This is a genomic window from Rhizobium sp. BIGb0125 (genome assembly GCF_024810055.1).
GTDB lineage: Bacteria > Pseudomonadota > Alphaproteobacteria > Rhizobiales > Rhizobiaceae > Agrobacterium.
The window spans coordinates 564,953-582,756 of sequence record NZ_JANUDV010000002.1; the positions used below are offsets into that span (position 1 = coordinate 564,953).

The 17,804-nt window shown below is 56.3% G+C and carries 13 protein-coding genes; 2 read left to right on the forward strand and 11 right to left on the reverse strand.

Translation table 11 applies throughout. The features are described 5' to 3' along the window. Window positions 1–33: 33 nt before the first annotated feature. From M2418_RS06740 to M2418_RS06785, 10 genes are all read right to left on the reverse strand, one after another. Window positions 34–864, reverse strand: a complete 831-nt coding sequence (locus tag M2418_RS06740; protein WP_259145589.1) for a metal ABC transporter permease — start codon at window positions 862–864, stop codon at window positions 34–36. Beyond that, entirely contained in the window at window positions 861–1,718 is an 858-nt protein-coding gene (locus M2418_RS06745) for a metal ABC transporter permease (protein WP_250983253.1), read from the reverse strand. Before M2418_RS06745 ends, M2418_RS06740 begins: the two co-directional genes overlap by 4 nt. Further along, complete coding sequence (locus M2418_RS06750; RefSeq protein WP_259145590.1) at window positions 1,702–2,610, reverse strand: manganese/iron ABC transporter ATP-binding protein; 909 nt, start codon at window positions 2,608–2,610, stop codon at window positions 1,702–1,704. Before M2418_RS06750 ends, M2418_RS06745 begins: the two co-directional genes overlap by 17 nt. A gap of 75 nt (window positions 2,611–2,685) precedes the next feature. Then, window positions 2,686–3,597, reverse strand: a complete 912-nt coding sequence (locus M2418_RS06755; RefSeq protein ID WP_259145592.1) for a metal ABC transporter substrate-binding protein — start codon at window positions 3,595–3,597, stop codon at window positions 2,686–2,688. Window positions 3,598–3,922: 325 nt separating this feature from the next. Further along, complete coding sequence (gene clpB / locus M2418_RS06760) at window positions 3,923–6,550, reverse strand: ATP-dependent chaperone ClpB (RefSeq protein WP_259145594.1); 2,628 nt, start codon at window positions 6,548–6,550, stop codon at window positions 3,923–3,925. Between the two features lie 365 nt (window positions 6,551–6,915). Next, a complete protein-coding gene (locus M2418_RS06765) occupies window positions 6,916–7,605 on the reverse strand; it encodes a DUF4167 domain-containing protein (protein WP_192487279.1) in 690 nt (229 codons plus the stop codon). A gap of 331 nt (window positions 7,606–7,936) precedes the next feature. Next, entirely contained in the window at window positions 7,937–8,803 is an 867-nt protein-coding gene (prmC, locus tag M2418_RS06770; RefSeq protein WP_259145597.1) for a peptide chain release factor N(5)-glutamine methyltransferase, read from the reverse strand. Next, window positions 8,800–9,882, reverse strand: coding sequence for a peptide chain release factor 1 (gene prfA, locus M2418_RS06775; protein ID WP_192487277.1), 1,083 nt, complete (start codon window positions 9,880–9,882; stop codon window positions 8,800–8,802). Before prfA ends, prmC begins: the two co-directional genes overlap by 4 nt. Before the next feature lie 74 nt (window positions 9,883–9,956). Continuing rightward, window positions 9,957–12,224 carry a phosphoenolpyruvate--protein phosphotransferase gene (ptsP, locus tag M2418_RS06780; RefSeq protein WP_250983082.1) on the reverse strand — a complete coding sequence of 756 codons (2,268 nt, stop codon included), beginning with the start codon at window positions 12,222–12,224 and terminating at the stop codon, window positions 9,957–9,959. A gap of 185 nt (window positions 12,225–12,409) precedes the next feature. Then, entirely contained in the window at window positions 12,410–13,684 is a 1,275-nt protein-coding gene (locus tag M2418_RS06785) for an aspartate kinase (RefSeq protein WP_259145600.1), read from the reverse strand. A 539-nt stretch (window positions 13,685–14,223) separates the two neighbouring features. Between M2418_RS06785 and M2418_RS06790 the strand changes: the two genes are divergently transcribed. Then, window positions 14,224–16,116 carry a DEAD/DEAH box helicase gene (locus M2418_RS06790; protein WP_259145601.1) on the forward strand — a complete coding sequence of 631 codons (1,893 nt, stop codon included), beginning with the start codon at window positions 14,224–14,226 and terminating at the stop codon, window positions 16,114–16,116. 372 nt (window positions 16,117–16,488) lie between these two features. Next, entirely contained in the window at window positions 16,489–16,779 is a 291-nt protein-coding gene (locus tag M2418_RS06795) for a hypothetical protein (RefSeq protein ID WP_250983085.1), read from the forward strand. 14 nt (window positions 16,780–16,793) lie between these two features. Here the strand turns inward: M2418_RS06795 and dmeF are convergent, their stop codons facing one another. Further along, window positions 16,794–17,792: a CDF family Co(II)/Ni(II) efflux transporter DmeF gene (gene dmeF, locus M2418_RS06800; RefSeq protein ID WP_259145603.1), complete on the reverse strand. Its 999-nt coding sequence runs from the start codon at window positions 17,790–17,792 to the stop codon at window positions 16,794–16,796. Window positions 17,793–17,804 lie beyond the last annotated feature (12 nt).

Genomic DNA, 17,804 nt, shown 5'->3' on the forward strand with positions numbered 1-17,804 from the left:
CCTGTTGCGGAAAACAGGAGGGGCCGTTTTGTTTTAACCGTTATTGGCCTCGGTATTCGCCGTGACGATACTCGCCCTCACGAAGGCGGCAACAAACATCGCCGACAGCAGAAGCACGATGGTCGGTGCCGGCGCGCTGTCGATAAAAAACGACAGGTAGACACCGAACAGCGAGGCCGTGAGTGCAATGACCACTGCAAGCATCAGCATGGTGGAAAACTTGCGTGTGAGAAGAAATGCAATCGCGCCCGGCGCAATCAGCATGGCAATGGCGAGAATGATGCCGACGGCTTTCAGTGCGCCGACGATGGTCAGCGAAATCAGGCACAACAAACCATAATGCAGCAGGTTTACCCTGAGGCCGACCGCCTTTGCCTGAGCAGGGTCAAAGGCATGCAGCAGGAAGTCTTTCCACTTCAGACTGATAATGCCAGTGGTGATGACCGCAATTATCGCCGTCTCGGCAATATCCTGCCAGCTCACGCCCAGCATGTCGCCAAACAGGATGTGATCGAGATGCACATCCGACTGGATTTTGACGTAGAGCACCAGTCCCAGTCCGAACATGCCGGAAAACACCACACCCATCACCGTATCCTGTTTGATACGGCTGTTATCCTTGAGATAACCGGTGGCAAGCGCACAGACCATACCGGCAACAAAGGCGCCAACCGCAAATGGCAGGCCAACGATGTAGGCGATGACGACGCCCGGGAACACCGCATGGCTGATGGCATCGCCCATCAGTGACCAGCCTTTAAGCACCATGAAACAGGACAGAACGGCGGTTGGCACGGCAACCAGCGCTGCTATGACCAGCGCGTTGACCATGAAGTCAAATTCAAAGGGCTCGAGGAAGTTCATAGCGCCACCTCCTGCGCCAGCGCTGCACGGCGGCGAGATGCCACCAGCCCATGTTTAGGGGCGAAAAAGAAGGCGATGAGGAAGATCAGCGTCTGCAACACGACGATGATGCCACCGGTCGCACCATCCAGGAAATAGCTGGCATAGGCACCGGTGAAGCTGGTGATCGAACCAATGGCAACAGCAATGCCCAACAGACGCGGAAAACGGTCTGTCAGCAGATAGGCCGTTGCGCCCGGTGTGACCACCATGCAGATGACAAGAAACGCACCGACGGTTTGCATGGCTGCGACTGTCGATGCTGCCAGCAGCGTGAAGAACACGGCCTTCAGAAACGTTGGTCGCAGACCGATGGAGCGGGCATGGCTTTCGTCAAAAAACGTCACCATCAGGTCCTTCCACTTCAGCAGCAAAATGGCCAGCGACACGAAACCGATAATGGCAAGCTGCAATGTATCGGCAGGCGTGATGGCAAGAATATTGCCAAGAACAATGGTCTGGATGTTCACAGCCGTCGGGTTGATCGACATCATGAACAGGCCAAGTCCGAAGAAGGACGAAAAGATCAGCCCGATGATCGCATCTTCCTTGAGCTTGGTGCGCTGATTGAGAAACAGCATGGTCACCGCCGCCAAGCCGCCTGAGAAAAACGCCCCGATGGAAAATGGCAGGCCCAGCATATAGGCGCCGGCCACACCTGGAACGATGGAATGCGAAAGCGCATCGCCAATCAATGACCAACCTTTCAGCATCAGGTAGCAGGATAGGAATGCACAGACACCGCCAACCAGAGCGGACACCCACATGGCGTTGAGCATGTAGTCATAGGTGAAGGGTTCAACGAGGGCGTTCATCATTGTCTGCCCCTTCCGATGTCACGCTTTGGCCCGAGACTGGACGTCCGTCGCGCAAAACCAGCGGCCGTTCATCATCGGTCATGACACCAACCGGCCATGGCTTTCCGCCATCCGAACCATTCAGAACAAAATGGCGCAACACGCCACCAAAGGTCTTTTCCAGATTGTCCTTGGTGAAGGTTTCTTCGGTCGGCCCATAGGCCAGCACCGTGCCCTTGATCAGAATGGTACGGTCACAGAATTCCGGCACGCTGCCGAGATTGTGGGTCGACACCAGCATGACCTTGCCTTCATCCCTGAGGGCGCGAAGAAGGTGAACGATCTGCTCCTCGGTTTTTACATCAACACCGGTAAAGGGTTCATCCAGCAGAATGACCTTGGCATCCTGTGCCAGCGCACGCGCCAGAAACACGCGCTTTTTCTGACCACCGGAAAGCTCACCAATCTGGCGGCCACGAAACTCGCTCATGTTGACGCGGGTGAGAGCTGCGGTCACGGCATCACGGTCGGCAGCCTTGGGGATGCGCATAAAACCCATATGGCCGTAGCGGCCCATCATGACCACATCTTCCACCAGCACCGGGAAGTTCCAGTCCACTTCCTCGCTTTGCGGCACATAGGCCACCAGATTTTGCCGAAGGGCTTCCGGGACCGTTTTGCCCAATATGGAAATCGAGCCTTGGGCAATACGCACAAAGCCCATCACGGCCTTGAACAGCGTCGACTTGCCCGCGCCATTTACCCCCACCAGCGCCGCGATCGTGCCTGTTGGTATCTGGAAACTTGCATTCTTCAAGGCCGTATGGCCGTTGCGATAGGTCACGGTGGCGTTGTTGACGGAAATACCGGAACCCTCCGTTCCCGTTTGCCAGCCGGTGTGCGCATTCATGAAAAGCATTCCTTTTCAGCGGTTACAAAAACAAACGGCCTGCAAAAACTGCAGGCCGTAAAAGTTCGGATCATGTCAGGAGGACGATGCAAGTCCCTTGGCAATGGTATCGGATGTGACCTTTAACAGGTCGATATAGGTTGGCACCGGACCGTCAGCTTCAGTCAGCGAATCGACATAGAGAACGCCACCGTATTTTGCGCCGGTCTCGCGGGCCACCTGCTCTGCCGGTGCCGCAGAAATGGTGCTCTCCGAGAAGACGACGCCAATCTTGTTTTCACGAACGGCATCAATGACCTTACGCACCTGCTGTGGTGTGCCCTGCTGGTCGGCATTGATGGGCCACAGGTACAGTTCTTTCAGGTCGAAATCGCGTGCCAGATAAGAAAATGCGCCTTCGCTCGACACAAGCCAGCGCTTGTTTTCAGGTAGGGCTGCCAGCTCCTGACGAATTGGTTCGATGGCGTCCTTGATCTGCTGTTTGTAGCTTTCTGCATTGGCCTTGTAGGTCTCGGCATTGGCCGGATCATATTTCACAAAGGCGTCGCGGATATTGTCGACATAGATCAGCGCCGCATTGGGCGACATCCAGGCATGCGGATTGGGTTTGCCTTCATAGGGACCTTCGGAAATGCCCATCGGCTCGATACCATCGGATACAACAGCGCTTGGCACATCTCTGAGTTTTACGAAAAACTTCTCAAACCACAATTCGAGGTTAAGGCCGTTCCACAACACGAGCTGCGCGCCCTGCGCCTTGCGAATATCGCCCGGCGTGGGCTGGTAGTTGTGAATTTCAGCGCCAGGCTTGGTGATGCTTTCCACGATGGCAGCGTCGCCGGCGACATTTCTGGCGATGTCAGCAATGACCGTGAAAGTCGTCACGGCTTTGAACTTTTCCTGCGCAAACGCCACGCCACCGGTAACACCCAACGCCACCACGGCAGCCATTCCGCCCAAAAGCCCGCGCCTGACAATATCAAACATAAGTCACTCCTTGCTCACACCAACACTACGCTATTAAGAACCATTTGCAACAAGGTGGCATGTTTATTTTTGAAATGCAATTGCGAATTACTTGCAACAGACTGTGTCAACGTTATTGAGGCAAGATTGTTCCCAGACCTCGGGCTGAGCATGTGAATTGCTGCGATTGCGCGCTTGTGGGCGCGTGAAAACCCGCATCCAAAGACAACTGAGCGGGAAAGATTGTCGCGCCAAGTCGACAAGATGGCGGTGCACGGGTTCGTCAGGCACTCAGAGCGCACGCACAAACAAAAAGGGCACCCAATCGGGTGCCCTGATTTAGTGCTTAAGCAGCGTCGGCAGCTGCTTCGGTTTCCGTGCTGCCCTTGCCGGCTTTTGCCTTGAAGTGCAGCCGGTCGGTGCCGGATGTCACCTTGACGCGAGAGCCATCAGGCACTTCGCCACCAAGGATCATTTCAGCCAGCTTGTCCTGTACCGTCTTCTGAATAACGCGTTTCAGCGGACGTGCACCATAGGCCGGATCGTAACCCTTATTGGCAAGCCAGACACGGGCGTCTTCATCCAGATCAAGCGTGATCTTGCGCTCGGACAACAGGGCCACCAGTCTCTTCAACTGGATATCGACAATCGCGCCCATTTCTTCACGCCGCAGGCGGTGGAACAGGATGATGTCGTCAATACGGTTGAGGAACTCTGGACGGAAGTGGCTACGCACCCTTTCCATGACCAGTTCCCGCACCGATTCCACATCGTCATTGTCGCCCATCTGCGTCATGAATTCAGAACCGAGGTTCGAGGTCATGATGATGATGGTGTTCTTGAAATCGACGGTACGACCCTGACCATCGGTCAGGCGGCCATCATCAAGAACCTGCAACAGCACGTTGAACACATCTGGATGTGCTTTTTCAATTTCGTCGAACAGCACGACCTGATATGGGCGGCGACGCACGGCTTCCGTCAGTGCACCACCTTCCTCGTAACCGACATAACCGGGAGGCGCACCGATCAAGCGAGCCACGGAATGCTTCTCCATGTATTCCGACATATCCAAGCGAACCATCGCGGTTTCGTCGTCGAACAGGAAGCGCGCCAGCGCCTTTGTCAGCTCGGTTTTACCAACGCCGGTCGGGCCGAGGAAGATGAACGAACCGATTGGACGGTTGGGGTCCTGCAAACCGGCACGCGAACGGCGCACCGCCTTGGAAACCGCCTGAACGGCTTCACCCTGACCTACCACTGATTTGGCCAGTTCGTCTTCCATACGCAACAGCTTTTCACGCTGGCCTTCCAACATCCGGTCTACCGGAATACCTGTCCAGCGCGAGATAACCTGGGCGATGTTGTCCGCCGTCACCACTTCCTGCACCATTGAACCAGCACCACTTGCGTCGCGTTCTTCCGCCGCAGCCAGTGCTTTTTCAAGGCCCGGAATAATACCGTAGGTCAACTCACCTGCCCGCTGGAACTGGCCACTGCGCTGGGCAATCGCCAATTCGTTGCGTGCATCGTCGATCTGCTTTTTCAGGTCCGCCGCATGGCCGAGTTTCTGCTTCTCCGCCTGCCAGCGTGCCGTCAGCGCATCCGCCTTCTCTTCTGTGTCAACCAGTTCGTCTTCCAGCTTTTTCAACCGGTCGGCAGAGGACACATCGGTCTCCTGCTTCAAGGCTTCACGCTCAATCTTCAGCTGAATGATACGACGATCCAGTTCATCCAGTTCTTCCGGCTTGGAATCAACTTGCATACGAAGACGCGATGCGGCTTCATCCATCAGGTCAATCGCCTTATCCGGCAGGAAGCGATCAGTAATATAACGGTTGGACAAAGTCGCAGACGCCACCAGTGCCGAATCCGAAATACGGACCTTGTGGTGCTGCTCGTATTTTTCCTTCAAGCCGCGCAGAATGGAAATCGTGTCTTCCACGGTCGGTTCATCAACCAAAACGGGCTGGAAACGACGGGCGAGAGCCGGATCTTTTTCAACGTGCTTGCGGTACTCATCCAGCGTGGTCGCGCCAACGCAGTGCAACTCACCACGCGCCAGAGCCGGCTTCAGCAGGTTGGACGCATCCATTGCGCCATCTGCCTTGCCTGCACCCACCAGCGTGTGCATTTCGTCGATGAACAGGATGATGCCGCCGTCTTCTGACTGGACCTCGTTCAGAACAGCCTTCAGGCGCTCTTCAAATTCACCGCGATATTTTGCACCGGCAATCAACGCGCCCATATCTAGCGCCATCAGCTTTTTGTCCTTGAGGCTTTCCGGCACGTCACCATTGATGATGCGCAATGCCAGACCTTCGGCAATCGCTGTTTTACCCACGCCGGGTTCACCGATCAGAACCGGATTGTTTTTCGTACGGCGCGACAGAACCTGCATGGTGCGGCGAATTTCATCGTCGCGGCCAATCACAGGATCGAGCCTGCCTTCGCGAGCTTCTGCAGTCAGGTCGCGTGCAAATTTCTTCAGCGCATCAAAGCCCTGCTCTGCATTGGCAGTATCTGCCGTGCGACCCTTGCGAAGGTCGTTGATAACCTGGTTCAGGCCTTGCGCAGTAACACCAGCCTTTTTCAGTGTCGCTGACGTCGTAGCGCTACCTTCAATGGCCAGAGCCAGCAAAAGGCGTTCGACCGTGACAAAGCTGTCGCCGGATTTCTTGGCGGCGTCCTCGGCCGTGGCAAATACCTTGGCAAGCGGTGCCGTCAGTGACAGTCCGCCGTTGCCACCGGAGACCTTAGGCAGCTTGGAAAGCGCAATATCATTCGCGAGCCGTGCTTCCTTGGCATTACCGCCAGCACGTTCAATCAGCGAAGACGCCATGCCCTGGTCGTCATCCAGCAATACTTTCAGGACGTGTTCCGGCGCAAACTGCTGATGGTCCTCAGCAAGCGCATGGGTTTGGGCAGATTGCAAAAAGCCGCGCACCCGCTCGGAGTATTTTTCGATATTCATATATGCCTCCTTGAACCGGCCTGCCCTCAAGCGGCACAGACCCGGATGTTAGGGTAAAGGCTCCCGATAACGGCAAGCCCCGCTACGACGCCAACGGACATATCCGCACCATCGCCTCTTCGTTTTGCATGTCTTTTATAGAAACATGCTTTGGAAGCAGCCAACCGGCCCTTCCGTTGTGCTTGATATGGTAAGCGATTTTCGCGGTTTAAAGAGGTTGCAGACAACGCAACGCAGAAAAACATGAGGGCATGACAATCCTCAAATTTGCTGCGGCACGATTCGTCGTTGCGACCGCATCTGCACAAAACAGAAAACCCCGGCAAGCCGGGGTTTTTGAAAGATCTTTATAGGAAGTATGTCGCTTATTCAGCGGCGCCTTCAAGTGCGGCTGGCTCAGCAGCAGCCTCACCACCGGCCTCTTCGCCACCTTCCGCATTTTCAGCGGTGCGACGTGGACGACGCGGACGCGGGCCTGTGCTGCGGCGGCGCGGCTGGCGCTCACGAGGAGCCTCAGCGGCCTGAGCTTCTTCTTCCACGGCGACCTCGAGCGGCGTGCCTTCGATTACTGGCTGCGGACCGCTGCCGTCATCGTAGGAAGGCTGTTCATCGTCATCACCAGACTGCTGCACCTGCGGAGCAGCGGAACCGATTGTGTCGTCGCTATCGCTGTCGTTGTCGTTGCCGTCAACGTCGTCGCCATCGCGTTCATTGTTGTAGTCAGCATTACGTTCGTCACGCTGGACACGTTCCTGCATATGCGCCTGTGCGGCAGCAATGATGCGGTTGTAGTGTTCTGCGTGCTGCAGGTAGTTTTCAGCCATAACCCGGTCGCCGGAGCTTTGCGCATCACGGGCCAGAGCGGAATATTTTTCAGCAATATGCTGGGCAGTACCGCGGATTTTTACATCCGGACCGGAGCTGTCATAGGTCCGAGTGAGCGGATTCCCGCCCTTGCGGTTGAAGTTGTTATTACCACCACCGCCATTATTGTTGTTATTGTTGTTGTTATTTCCACGCCCACGGCCGCGCTTATTTTGCTGTCCTGGCCTCATCAATTGCTCACCTGAATTCTGTTGTGCTCACGAATTAACCACGCGGCTTGCCGGACAGGCCGGATCAAGACCTCGCCTTCGCGTCCGGTTGCCCCCATGGCTTTACCGGGTTGCTTGCGAAATGAAGTTTATGATTCACATGCCGGAAACGCCCAGCCTTTCAGAGTTCTTCAAGGAACTCCCCTAGGGACTGACCAAACCCGGGCGAATCTAGTTCGCCCTCAGTCACCCTGCATGTGGCTGCAAACTATCCCGCTTCATGCGGAAAACCAAGTCTTTTCTTTTGCTTTGCAAAATATCCTTAAAACAGGAGGGAAGCGCAGCGGCTCCCTTACTTTCGAAATACTAGAACGCGATCGTTTCCACCGTAATCTTTCACCCCTGCGATGCAAGGAAAACCGGCTGACTTGAAGATCGTTTCAACATCTTGTCTCTGATCAAACCCGATCTCGACCCCGATGATGCCATTTTCTGTTAAAAATCCGCCTGCACCACGGGCAATTGCCCTGTAGGGTTCCAGACCATCCGGCCCGCCATCCAGCGCAGCCATGGGATCGAACTCCCGCACATCGCGGTCCAGCGTTTCAATGACAGCGCTTCGTATATAAGGCGGGTTTGACACGATTATGTCGAAACTGCCCTCGATTTTGTCAAACCAGTGACTTTTCACTGTTTTAAAGCGGTCAGAAACATCATTTGCCACCGCATTACGCCAAGCGGTTGCCAAGGCATCCTCGGAAATATCACTGCCGATACCTTCTGCGCCCGGACATTCGTGAATCAACGAAAGACAGATTGCGCCCGTCCCGGTCCCCATATCCAGCAGCTGCGCAGATCCCTTGGCGGCAACTGCGGAGCGCAGATATGGTAGAATGGTATCAACAAGTGTTTCGGTATCCGGGCGTGGCTCCAGCGTGCCGGACGAGAGGAAAAATTCCAGCCCGTAAAACTCACGTTTGCCGAGAATGCGGTGGACAGGTTCGCCGGTTTCTCGCCGTGCAATTGCACCCAGTACCGCTTGCGCTACATCATCGGCAACAATATCGCTGCCCTTGAGCAAAATATCGGTCAGAGACAGTCCGAGAATGCCGCTGACCAGAAGGCGTGCATCAAAGACCGGATCAGCCACACCGGCCGCGTCGAAACGTTTGCGGGCCTCAGCCAACAGGTCGGCAATGGTGCGCGGTTCGACCGTCATCCGCGCTGTTCACCCAACTGTGCGAGTTGTCCGGCCTGATAATCGGCAATCAGCGCATCCACCATCTCGTCAATTTCGCCCTCGATCATCCGGTCGAGTTTGTAAAGCGTGAGGTTGATACGGTGGTCGGTCACCCGCCCCTGCGGGAAATTGTAGGTGCGGATACGCTCAGAACGATCGCCCGAACCAACCTGGCTTTTACGATCGGCGGACCGTTCGCTGTCGACCTTCTGTCGTTCGATATCGTAGAGGCGCGAACGCAACACCTGCATGGCCTTGGCGCGGTTCTGGTGCTGCGACTTCTCTGAACTGGTCACAATCAGACCGGTCGGCAAGTGAGTGATGCGCACCGCAGAGTCCGTGGTGTTAACGTGCTGACCACCGGCACCGGACGCCCGCATCGTATCGATGCGAATGTCTTCCGGGCGAATTTCAATATCGATTTCTTCGGCCTCGGGAAGCACCGCAACGGTTGCGGCCGACGTGTGAATACGGCCGCTCGCTTCGGTATCCGGCACGCGCTGAACGCGGTGGACACCGGATTCGAATTTCAGCTTGGAAAACACGCCGCGCCCGGTAATGGTGGCGATGATTTCCTTGAAACCGCCTGCGTCACCTTCGCTTGATGACAGCACCTCGACCTTCCAGCCCTTGGTGCTGGCAAATCGTTCATACATTCGGAAAAGGTCGCCTGCAAAAAGAGCGGCTTCCGAGCCACCAGTACCAGCACGAATTTCCAGAATAGCGCTCTTTTCGTCGGCGGCATCCTTGGGCAGCAGCAGAATTTGCATCTCTTTTTCGAGCTGCTCGATGCGCTCGGAAAGATCAGGTAATTCAGCTTCGGCCAGATCACGCATGTCGCGGTCCGTCGTCTTGTCAGCCAGCAGCGCCTGCAGGTCGGCCTGTTCGGCCAATGCCTTTTCATATTCCTGGATCTTCTTCACCACAGGCTGAAGCTCGGAATATTCAGACGCCAGCTTCACATAGACATCAGCAGCAGGGCCAGCCGACATCCGCGCTTCGATTTCCTCGAAACGCCTTGAAAGCTCGCGCATTTTTTCGACGGGTAGCTTTGCCAACCTTCGCTCCGGTATTTGAATTCAAAAAGACCTGAAACACATTGCGCTTAAAAACGCGGGAAATCCCTTGTGCTTCAGACTGGAATGGAATGTTCCGCGGCGAACCTCTGCAACAGGACGCGCGGACTTTCCAGAGATTTATGGTCATCGAGCGCCGCATTCAACTCGACCGACAGCGCACCAACATCCAGCCCCAGCAGCATGGCCTTTACCGGACCAATCGATGTGGGCGACATGGAGACTGAGCGGAAGCCAAGGCCGATGAGTGCCATGGCTGAAAGCGGCCTGCCGGCCATTTCACCGCACAACGTCACCGGCTTGTTGTTACGCTCACCGGCCCGCACGATATCACGCAGGATACGCAGAAACGGTTTGCCCAGAATGTCGAAGCGATCTGAAACACGCGCATTGCCACGGTCCACCGCCATCGAAAACTGGAACAGATCATTCGAGCCAACCGACACGAAGTCGACTTCCTGCATCAGTTCATCCAACTGCCACAGCAAGGCCGGCACTTCCAGCATCGCACCAAATTGCAGCTTGCGCGGCAGGGCATGGCCGAACTTGGACAGATGCTGAATTTCCTTCTGCATCAGTTCGCGCACCGCGTGAATTTCAGACACTTCCGTAATCATCGGCAGCATCATCTTCAATTCGGCACCGGAGGCGGCGCGCAACAGAGCACGCATCTGAGTACGCAACAGACCGGGACGGTCCAGCGACAGGCGGATCGCACGCCAGCCAAGCGCCGGGTTTTCCTCTTCCTGTCCGCGCATATAGGACACGACCTTGTCACCGCCAATGTCTAGCGTACGGAAGGTAACAGGCTTGCCTTTCGCATTGCGCAGAACACTGCGATAGAAGGCTTCCTGCTCCTCGCCTTTCGGCATCGTCGAGGCAATCATGAACTGCAGTTCGGTGCGGAACAGACCGATGCCATCAGCGCCGGATTCGGCCAGTTGCGGCAGGTCTACGAGCAGGCCAGCATTCATCTTGAGATTAATGAACTGGCCATCCTTGGTGATTGGATCGACAGAGCGCAAAGCGCGGAACTGTTCCTGACGACGCGCGCGCAGCCGTACTTTTTCTTCGTAAGCGCGCTGCAGGTCCATGATTGGACGCAAATGCACCTGCCCATCATCACCATCAATGATGATGGCGTCATTATTTTCGGCCAGCGCGACGATGCCTGCGGCTTGCCCGATAACAGGAATACCCATGGCACGCGCCACGATTACAACGTGGCTGGTAACCGCGCCGTCCTCCAGCACAAGACCGCGCAGTTTTTCCCGCGGATAGTCCAGCAGTTCGGCAGCGCCCATGGCACGTGCCAGAATGATGGCGTCGCTCGGGAAATCCTCGCCCGGGCCACGCCCGCTAAAGCCGGTAAGCTGGCGCAGCAAGCGGTTGGCAAGATCGTCGAAATCATGCATGCGCTCGCGCAGATAGGGATCGGTCAGGCGCATCATGCGCGCCTTGGTATCGCTCTGCACTTTTTCGACCGCCGCCTCAGCCGTCAGGCCGTTGCGGATGGCTTCCTCCATGCGCCGCACCCAGCCCTGATCATGAGCAAACATGCGGTAGGTTTCCAGAACCTCACGGTGTTCACCTTCGGTCGGTACGTCACGGCGCTGCAGCATGTCGTCGATCGACAGGCGCAGGGAACCGATCGCCTCAGCCAGACGACGGATTTCGGTATCGGCATCCTCGTTTAGAAGATTGGTGACCACGACACGCGGATCATGCAGCACGACGTGGCCGAGGCCGATGCCTTCACTATAGCCATCGCCATCGACGCTGACTGCGCGCGTCAGGTCAAGCTCCACGCCGGGCTTGGTTATCTTCTTTAGTTCACCACTCGCAACGATTTCGGCAATCAACATGGCAGTCGTTTCCAGCGCCTCTACCTCATCTTCGCGGTAATTGCGGCTGACCTTGTTCTGCACAACGAGAACGCCCAAAGTGCGGCCAGATCTCAAAATCGGCACACCGAGGAAAGAGTGATAAATTTCTTCGCCGGTTTCCGGCAGGTAGCGGAAAGCGGGATGCGATTGGGCATCGGAAAGGTTGAGCGGTTGCGCCGATGCGGCAATGGTACCGACAAGGCCCTGCCCCATTTTTAGCTGGGCCAAGTGGACAGCACCCTTGTTCAGACCCTCTGTGGCGTAAAGTTCGAGGACGCCATCAGAACGCAGCACGTAAACGGAACACACCTCCGCGACCATGTTCCCGGCAATCTGCCGCACAATCTGGTCCAAGCGCTCCTGAGGCTCAAGTTGCTCCGCCATCATTTCGCGAAGCTTCTTGAGGAGGACGCGCGGACCGGCTGCAAGGTCTCTCATCGCGATGCTCCTTCATTCGCTACAGCATCCGCACGAAAACGGTTCACGTTTTGAGTGATGCACACATCAAACAAGTTGGAGCGTGCTTCGTACGACGCCCACTCCTCAAGGCATCATACAAAGCACGCTCCAAACGGAGGACAGTGCTTCGGCAAACCGAAGCAGTGCGAACCACCGCTATCGAATCAACTTTTATCCAGACCGTAAGCGGAATGCAAAGTGCGAACTGCAAGTTCCGCATATGCACCGTCAATCAGGATAGAAATCTTGATTTCCGACGTGGTGATGGCGCTGATGTTGATGTTCTTGGCGGCGAGCGCCTTGAACGCGCTGGCAGCAACACCTGCATGGCTGCGCATGCCGATACCGATGACGGAAACCTTGGCAAGGCCAGGCTCACTCTGGACAACGTCAAAGCCGATATGGACCTTGTTTTCTTCCAGGATCTTGAGCGCCTTGTCCATGTCGCCAGCCGGCACGGTGAAGGTCATGTCGGTGCGCGAACCATCTTCAGAGATGTTCTGCACGATCATGTCGACGTTGATATGTGCTTCTGCCAGCGGGCCAAAGATGGCTGCCGATACGCCCGGGCGGTCTGCCAGACGGCGCAGGGAGATTTGAGCCTCATCCTTGGCGTAAGCGATGCCGGTGACTACTTCCTGTTCCACGATCTCATCCTCGTCACAAATCAACGTACCGGGCGGATTGATAAGGTCACCCATGCCCGGTGCATCGGGATCCTCGAAACTTGAACGCACGAAGGTACGAACCTTGTGCACCATGGCCAGCTCAACGGAACGGACCTGCAAGACCTTGGCGCCGAGCGATGCCATTTCAAGCATTTCCTCGAACGCGATCTTTTTCATGCGGCGCGCTTTTGGCTCGATGCGCGGGTCAGTGGTGTAAACGCCATCGACGTCGGTGTAGATATCGCAGCGATCTGCCTTGACGGCAGCGGCAATAGCAACAGCTGAGGTGTCGGAGCCGCCACGGCCAAGCGTTGCAATGCGGTTGTCAGGACCAATGCCTTGGAAACCGGCGACAACGGCAACCTGCCCCTCGCCCATTCGACGGATGATGTCCGAACCATCGATTTCCTGAATACGGGCAGCGCCGTGAGCGTTATCCGTGCGGATCGCGATCTGCCAGCCCTGCCAGGAACGGGCATTGACACCCAAAGACTGCAAGGCAATGGCCAGAAGACCAGACGTTACCTGCTCACCGGATGCAACAATGGCATCATACTCGCGCGCGTCATAAAACGGTGAATCCGCACCGGCGACCTTGGGCATGTTCTGCACCCAGTCAACCAGTTCATTGGTCTTGCCCGACATGGCAGACACAACAACGGCCACTTCGTGACCGGCATCTACTTCACGTTTCACATGGCGCGCCACGTTATGGATGCGTTCGAGATTGGCGACGGACGTTCCGCCGAATTTCATGACAATGCGAGCCATAGTCTTGACCAGTACCACCCGTTACGCCGTCCGCACGGCGGATACGGCACCTCATACCAGCTCAATATGACCTTGAGCCTCAAGTTGCGCGTCTATTACCGAAAAGGTCAAGCACGCGCAATGCCGGTTTTTCGCAGATCGGTTCGCTCGGCCAAAAACCTGATTGGTCACACGGCGGAGTAAATGCCATTGCAAATAGCAAAGGGCCGCGGCACTCAATCGCATTCTTGATCGCGAGCGCTCCTTTGCTTGATAGGTGCGAAGCAGAGATACAGCAGCTGCCGATCAAGCAATCTCAATTTCTTGGGTAAATCCATCCTGCATTAGGGTAAGGCCTGTGACTTTTTCCCTGCAATATTCACCATGTTAGTGTGCTTGAAGCGTTGAATTCAGGCATTTTAGACTGCTGGACTGTACAAAGCCGCGTATTCCAAGTAGAAGCGCGGCCAATGAACCGGTATTTCCGGGGCTGAATGGTCCACCAGCACTGTTTCCAAGACCTGTGCAGGCGGACGCTCTCCAATTCCGAAAGACGATAGATGACAGAAATCCAGGGCCTTGCCCCGGCGCTCGCTCAGGCGTTGCAAAAACGTGGCTATACTGATTTGACCCCTGTGCAGCAGGCCATGCTTGCACCTGAGCTGGAAGGCGCCGATGCGCTTGTTTCCGCCCAAACCGGCTCCGGCAAGACCGTAGCCTTCGGTCTTGCGCTTGCTTCCACCCTGCTGGAAGACCGCAAAACCTTCGGCCCTGCGGCTGCACCTCTGGCGCTGGTAATTGCGCCAACCCGCGAACTTGCCCTTCAGGTAAAACGCGAACTCGAGTGGCTCTACGAAATGTCTGGCGCAGCGATTGCGTCGTGCGTCGGCGGCATGGATGTTCGCACCGAACGTCGCGTGCTTGAACGCGGCGCGCACATTGTTGTCGGCACACCTGGCCGCCTTTGCGACCACATCAATCGCGGTGGGCTCGACCTTTCGTCGTTGCGCGCCGTCGTGCTGGATGAAGCCGACGAAATGCTCGACCTTGGCTTCCGTGAAGACCTCGAATTCATTCTGGAATCTTCTCCTAAGGATCGCCGCACACTGATGTTCTCGGCAACAGTGCCGCGCAGCATCGCCAAGCTGGCTGAAAGCTACCAGAAAAATGCCATTCGTATCGCAGCCGCTTCCGAACAGAAGCAGCACGGTGACATTGAATACCGCGCGATGCTGACGGCACCTGCCGACCGCGAGAACGCCATTATCAATGCGCTGCGTTTCTACGAAGCACGCAATGCCATCGTGTTCTGCTCAACCCGTGCAGCCGTTAATCACCTGACAGCGCGCTTCAACAACCGTGGTTTTTCTGTTGTTGCCCTGTCCGGCGAACTGACACAGAACGAGCGCACACACGCGCTGCAAGCCATGCGTGACGGACGTGCCCGCGTCTGCATCGCAACCGACGTTGCCGCACGCGGTATCGACCTTCCCGGTCTGGAACTGGTTATCCATGCCGACCTGCCGACCAACTCGGAAACATTGCTGCACCGCAGTGGCCGTACTGGTCGCGCTGGCAACAAGGGCGTCAGCGCTCTAATCGTGCCCGTCAACCAGCGTCGCAAGGCCGAGCGTCTGCTCGAGGGTGCACGCGTACAGCCACAGTGGGTACGTCCCCCATCTGCCGACGAGATCATCGAGCGTGACGCCGAGCGCCTTTTGGCCGATGCCTCGCTTTCGCAGGCAATCAGCGACGACGAAAGCGGCTTTGTAAAGACGCTGCTTGAAACGCACGGCGCAGAACAGGTGGCAGCGGCCTTTATCCGCCTCTACCACTCCGGCCGTTCCGCTCCGGAAGAGTTAACCGAGGTTTCGGTTGATAATACCCGTAAGCCACGTCGTGAAAACGCTGAGGGCGACAACAATACGGCGCCACGCCGCGATCGCAACGAGTTTTCCGACAGCGCATGGTTCTCGCTTTCGGTTGGCCGTAAGCAGAGCGCAGAACCACGTTGGCTCATTCCTATGCTGTGCCGCTTCGGCAAGCTGACCCGCCAGGATATTGGCGCGATCCGCATGCAGCAGAACGAAACCTATGTGGAACTGGCGGCTGATGCCGTTGACCGTTTCGTATCTTCGATCGGCAAAGACATGGCCCTTGAAAAGGGTATCCGCGTCAAGGCCCTTGAGGGCAAGCCGGACATGTCGACTGAGCGCCGTGACGACCGCAGCTTTGAGCGTCGCGACGAGAAGCGTGGTGAGCGTCGTGATGACCGCCCCTCCTCCTCCGGGCCGAAGAAGTTTGGCGGCAAGCCTGACTTCGCAGCCAAGACCAGCGACAAGCCTTGGAAGAAAAAAGACAGCAAGCCGAAGTTTGAAAAGACCGGCGACAATGCTGGCAAGCCGCCGGCCAAGAAGGACAAGCCCTTCGCCAAGCGCAAGCCAAAGGCCTGATACGAAATTCCCTGCCCCGGCACTGCAAACGCAATGCCGGGGCAGTTGCTTTTGGCGATCTCCGTTTCTGAATATCTCTGTCTTGATGGACGTCATGCCGCCGGCATTTCAGTGGCCGTGTAGCAACCGATTCTCTCCCCGACTCAACAACCAAATAAACACCCCGGCGATTCTTGGCTGAAACAGTCATTGGCACGCAAATTGGTTGCGCACCCCAAGTAATGACCGGTTATTTCTTCTCGGAATGTGTGGTTTTAGTGCCGCGAAGCAGCACCTTTACCCCTGTCAAGCCCGGAAAACCGGCAAAAAACAGCCTGACGCAAGTTCTGGACGATAGATAATCGTCATATTTTTCAACGCAGGATAAGTGCCATGCAGATTGAAAGCAGCGTTAGTGGCAACCCCTATCAGGGTCGCATACATGACTTGGACAAGAAGAACGCCGAGCCTGTGCAGCAGGAACAGGAGCAGAGCAGACGAAGTGGTTTGCCGACCGTCAGCAGCACGGTGCTATCCAGTTCGTTGGCCAATGTTCTTTGGGCTGTCGGTGGGGCGCGCGCACCTGTTGATCAGGATGGCTCCAAGCCCATCTCGGCAGAAGAAAAAGTTGCCGCCAAGATGGAATGGGTTCAGGGCGCCTATCAGGAATATGAAGAGTTCTGACATACCGTGCCGCATTACGCGGCAGCGGAGACTTCCACGGTAACATGCGCCAGTTTCGGAACTTTACTTAATTCCTTTTTATAAAGCTCAGGACTTTTTCCAGCCGGAGACACCAAAGCAACAATGGTTGCGTAATGCCCCGGCCCAACCTGCCAGACATGCAGATCGGTCACCACATCACCGTCTTTCTCGACGATATCGCGGATTGTTTTGGGCAGCCCCTTGTCGGCAGGTGTCGCATCCAGCAACACACCCGAGGTGGCACGAATTAGCCCCCAAGACCAGCGCGCAATAACAAGACCACCAACAACACCCATAAATGGGTCCAGCACAACCCAGCCCTGCCATTTACCAAGTATGAGCGCAACGATGGCCAGAACCGAGGTCAAGGCATCTGCCAGCACATGCAGATAGGCGGCGCGCAGATTGTTGTCGTGCCCTCCATGACTGCCGTGCGATCCATGAGAACCGTGCGACGCGTGCGCGTGGTTGCCGTGACCGGCGTGATCATGATGATCATCATGTCCGTGGTCATGACCATGGTGCGAATGATCGTCCTTCAACAACCACGCGCTGACCAGATTGACGCCAAGCCCCAGCACAGCAACGAGAATAGCCTGGTTGAAATCAATCTCGACCGGCGCCACCAGGCGGACCACACTTTCCCAGGCAATCAGCAGCGCCACCAGCGCCAGGATGACCGCACTGGCAAATCCTGCGAGATCACCGAACTTGCCAGTGCCGAAGGAGTACCGGGGGTCGCGGGCATATTTGCGGGCAAACATGTAAGCCAGTGCCGAAATCAGCATTGCGCCGGCATGAGTGGACATGTGCCAGCCATCGGCTGTTAGCGCCATCGATCCGTAAATCGTACCGGCGGCAATTTCCGCTACCATCATTACACTTGTCAGCGCGATTACCATCCACACACGGCGCTCGTTCCGCTCGTGGTCGCGGCCCAGAAACACGTGCTCATGTCGTGCATTGTCCGCAAAGTTTCCATCAACAGCCATGGCCGTTACCTT

Bases quoted from the DNA above. Each gene is read 5' to 3' on its own strand.
- M2418_RS06740 (WP_259145589.1), bottom strand. From the start codon at position 864: ATGAACTTCCTCGAGCCCTTTGAATTTGACTTCATGGTCAACGCGCTG.
- M2418_RS06745 (WP_250983253.1), bottom strand. From the start codon at position 1,718: ATGAACGCCCTCGTTGAACCCTTCACCTATGACTACATGCTCAACGCC.
- M2418_RS06750 (WP_259145590.1), bottom strand. From the start codon at position 2,610: ATGAATGCGCACACCGGCTGGCAAACGGGAACGGAGGGTTCCGGTATT.
- M2418_RS06755 (WP_259145592.1), bottom strand. From the start codon at position 3,597: ATGTTTGATATTGTCAGGCGCGGGCTTTTGGGCGGAATGGCTGCCGTG.
- clpB (WP_259145594.1), bottom strand. From the start codon at position 6,550: ATGAATATCGAAAAATACTCCGAGCGGGTGCGCGGCTTTTTGCAATCT.
- M2418_RS06765 (WP_192487279.1), bottom strand. From the start codon at position 7,605: ATGAGGCCAGGACAGCAAAATAAGCGCGGCCGTGGGCGTGGAAATAAC.
- prmC (WP_259145597.1), bottom strand. From the start codon at position 8,803: ATGACGGTCGAACCGCGCACCATTGCCGACCTGTTGGCTGAGGCCCGC.
- ptsP (WP_250983082.1), bottom strand. From the start codon at position 12,224: ATGAGAGACCTTGCAGCCGGTCCGCGCGTCCTCCTCAAGAAGCTTCGC.
- M2418_RS06785 (WP_259145600.1), bottom strand. From the start codon at position 13,684: ATGGCTCGCATTGTCATGAAATTCGGCGGAACGTCCGTCGCCAATCTC.
- M2418_RS06790 (WP_259145601.1), top strand. From the start codon at position 14,224: ATGACAGAAATCCAGGGCCTTGCCCCGGCGCTCGCTCAGGCGTTGCAA.
- M2418_RS06795 (WP_250983085.1), top strand. From the start codon at position 16,489: ATGCAGATTGAAAGCAGCGTTAGTGGCAACCCCTATCAGGGTCGCATA.
- dmeF (WP_259145603.1), bottom strand. From the start codon at position 17,792: ATGGCTGTTGATGGAAACTTTGCGGACAATGCACGACATGAGCACGTG.